The sequence below is a fragment of the bacterium genome (genome assembly GCA_016873475.1).
GTDB lineage: Bacteria > Krumholzibacteriota > Krumholzibacteriia > JACNKJ01 > JACNKJ01 > VGXI01.
In genome coordinates this window covers 1-3,283 of sequence record VGXI01000286.1, presented here as the reverse complement: position 1 = coordinate 3,283, position 3,283 = coordinate 1, and the positions used below count along the sequence as shown (strand labels likewise).

The window sequence follows — 3,283 nt, the reverse complement described above, 5'->3', positions numbered from 1 at the left end:
TTTTCTCGCAGGCCGCGATGGCATAGGCCCCGGCGGCCAGTTCAACTTCCCCCACCCGTGGCCAGGTCAAAGTCCCCCGGGTGATGTGACGGGACGGGTGGATGGTTACGCGTTGCTGGTTCGCTTGGCAAGTCGCTCGGCGGCGTGCTTGAGGCGCCAGCTGCGGCCGTCGAACTTGAGCAGGTGGCCGTGGTGCATGAGCCGATCGAGCAGCGGCGCGACCACCACGACGTCGCCGAGCAGCGCCGGCCAGTCGTCGATCGGGCGGTTGGAGGTCACGATGGTCGAGGCCTTCTCGTAACGGCTCATCAGGACGTCGGCGAGTTCGTCGCCGGCGGCCTTGGGCAGGCGGCGCAGGAACAGATCGTCGATGACGAGCAGCTCCGCGCCGCGCAGCTGGGCGAGGAGCCGGGCACGATCGCCGAGCTCGCGCGGCCCGGGCAGCTCCTCGAGCAGCGCGTGTGCCTCGCGATAGAGCACGCGGTAGCCGCGCTCGAGGGCGAGCAGCGCGAGGGACTTGGCAACGTGACTCTTGCCGGTGCCGGGCTTGCCGATGAGCAGCACGTCTTCGCGCGCATCGAGGAAGCGCAGCGTGCCGAGCTCGAGCACGTCGCGCCTGGGCAGCTTCGGGTTGTAGCTCCACTCGAGCGTGGTGAGCGAGAGCCGCTCGCTCAGCCCGGAGCCGGTGTAGCGACGCTCGAGCAGACGCGAGCGGCGCCGGTCGAGCTCATCCTGCACGAGCCAGGAGAACGCCTCGAGGAAGTCGTACTCGTGGGCGGCGACCTGCAGGGCACGAGCCTCGAGGGTGGCGCTCATGCCCGAGAGGCGCAGGCCGCGCAGGGCCTTCTGCAGTTCGATCAGGGTCATCGGCATGGTCCGTCTCCTGTGGGTTGGGTGTGATCGTCGAAGAAGCGCTGGTAGGCATCGATGGCGCGGATCTCCGGCGCCGACTGCGTGAGCGCCGGGGCGGGCGGTTGCGCGACGGCCCGCGCCTCGGTGCGCTGCTCGACGAGGCGCTTGAGCGTGCGATACGAGCAGCGGTTGGCCGCGAGCACGGCGGCACAGGCCGCTTCGATGTCCTCGCGGGCGTGGCGCCGGGGCAGGTTGGCGAGTCCGTAGAGCGCCTTGTGTCCGGGGCGGCCGAGGCTCTGGAACAGCCGCTCGCCGAGCTGGCGGGCGTGCGGCCCGATGCGGGCGACGCGACTGAGCAGTCGGCCGGTCTCGCGCGAGGGGTTGAAGATCCGATCCTCGGCCCGCAGCGCGTCGTAGCCGGGGCGGGCCGACACGGCATGGCGACGCAGCACCCGACCCTCGGCGTCGAGGATCTCGATCTCGGCGGCATACACCCGCACGGCGACTTGCGAGTACAGCCGGGCCGGCGCGGCCGGGTAGTAGCGGTTGTCGATCACCACGCAGCCGGAGTCATCGACGGTGCGCCGCTCGAGACGGAACATGCGGAACGCCTCGAGCGGCAGCGGCGCGAGCGCCGGGCGCTCCTCGGCAAAGAGCGCGAGCACCTGACGCTTCTTGCGGCCGTGGATGCGCGGCGCCGCCCAGCGCCCCTCCCAGTGCGCCAGCCACGCGTTCTGTGCCTCGAGGGAGTCGAAGCGCCGTCCGGCGAGCGCCGTCTGCTGCGTGTACTGGATTGCCTTCTCGACCGTGCCCTTGCGGTTCGGGTCCCCGACCCGGCAGACGTCCGCCACCGCGCCGTAGTGCGCGAGCAGTGCCGCGTAGATCGCGTTCAGGCGCGGCTCGTAGAGGTTCGGCTCAATGACTCCTTCGCGCAGGTTGTCGAGCACGACGTACTGCGGCACACCGCCCAGCGCGCGGAACGCCTCCTCGTGCAGGCGCGCCCACACCCGCGCGTCGGTCTTCCAGACGGTCTTGCGGAACGCCTTGCCCGAGTACTTGAGCGTCATCACGAACAGGTAGGGGCGCCGGTACCCACCGCCGCTCGTGCGTGTCGGCGCGCCCTGGCCGTAGTCGACCTGGGCCTCCTCGCCGGGCCCGTACTCGAGCACGTCGTAGCGCCCCGGCTCGCGCACTCGCAGCCCCCGTACGAAGCGCTTCACCGAGTTGTAGGAGTGCGCGAAGCCGTGCTGCTCCACCAGGTCCTGGTAGATGCTCACGGCGTTACGACCGAGCGCGACCTGCGACTCGATGAACGCCCGGTGCGCCTCACACGCCGAGGTCGATCCCGGCGGTGCCGGTGGCCGGGGTGGGGGAGTTTGCCCCGGCCCTGCAGCCGAGCCGGTGGCCACCCCGGGGGAGTTTGCCGCGTAGCGGCGGATCGTCTTGCGATCGACCCCGGTGCGCCGCTCGATCTCGCGCTGACTGGCGCCCTTCGCCAGCAGCGTCTCCACCGTGATCCGCAAATGTGCCTTCAAGACGTTCACTCCCGCCTCCCTCGATGTGCCGAGGGGGCAAGGTAACGTCCCGTCGTCTCAGCCCCGCGCCGACTCCGATCGTGGCGTCAGCGCCGTCTTACCTGGGGGAGTTTGCCCCGGCCATAGGTGGGGGAATTTGGGTGGCCGCCGGGGCATAGGTGATGAACATGGTCCACGCCGTGATTTCCGCGAAGTGGTTCTTCCGGCGCGAGAATGAGTGAAGGGCAACGGCCGTCATGACGGCGGCGCTCGTCACGCGACGGCCCAGGTCCGCGGCGTTCACATCCTTGTCGAAGCGCAGCGTGTGCTGCAGGAGAGGGTCGAAAATGTGAGCGGGAAACATCTCATCGCCGCTGTAATTGAGCAGCTTCACGAGGTTCCCGAAGTCCTCCATCTCCGAGGGCCACAACGACAGCCCCAGCGACTGCGCCCAGCCTAGCAATTTACCGCGCGTAATCGTCTTGATCTTTTCTGGCGCGTGCCCGCGCTGGACGAGGCTGGCATTCAGGAGCTGTATCTGGTGATAGACGGCCTCATCAATTTCGCCGTTGGTGACGAGATAGCACTCATCAGGAACCTTGCCCTCGAAACCCGGAATGGTGAGCGCCAGCGTCGCAAGCTGTTCGAGCTGGCCGCGGATTTGTTCGAAGTCGCGGGGCTTCAGCGTTCCGCTGGGATGGCCCTTGAGCTGATAGCCGACGAGCTTGCCGTCCGGGGATACGGCGATGACATCCTTGCCGAATTCAAGCGGCGTGTGCTCGGTGTTGTGGACAATATGAAATCCCTGCCCGGTGAGCATCTGGCAGAAGCAGCGTTGATAGCTCCGCTCGCTGGCACTATCCAACCAGTTTTCGACTAGCCTCTCTAGCACGCCATTCTTCTCTCTTTCTTTCCCC

1 protein-coding gene and 1 pseudogene are annotated in these 3,283 nt (G+C 68.0%); both read right to left on the bottom strand.

The features are described from left to right. Window positions 1-105 precede the first annotated feature (105 nt). Entirely contained in the window at window positions 106-873 is a 768-nt protein-coding gene (locus tag FJ251_14785; GenBank protein MBM4118969.1) for an ATP-binding protein, read from the bottom strand. A gap of 215 nt (window positions 874-1,088) precedes the next feature. After that, window positions 1,089-2,396: pseudogene (locus tag FJ251_14780) on the bottom strand (IS21 family transposase). Between the last annotated feature and the right edge of the window lie 887 nt (window positions 2,397-3,283).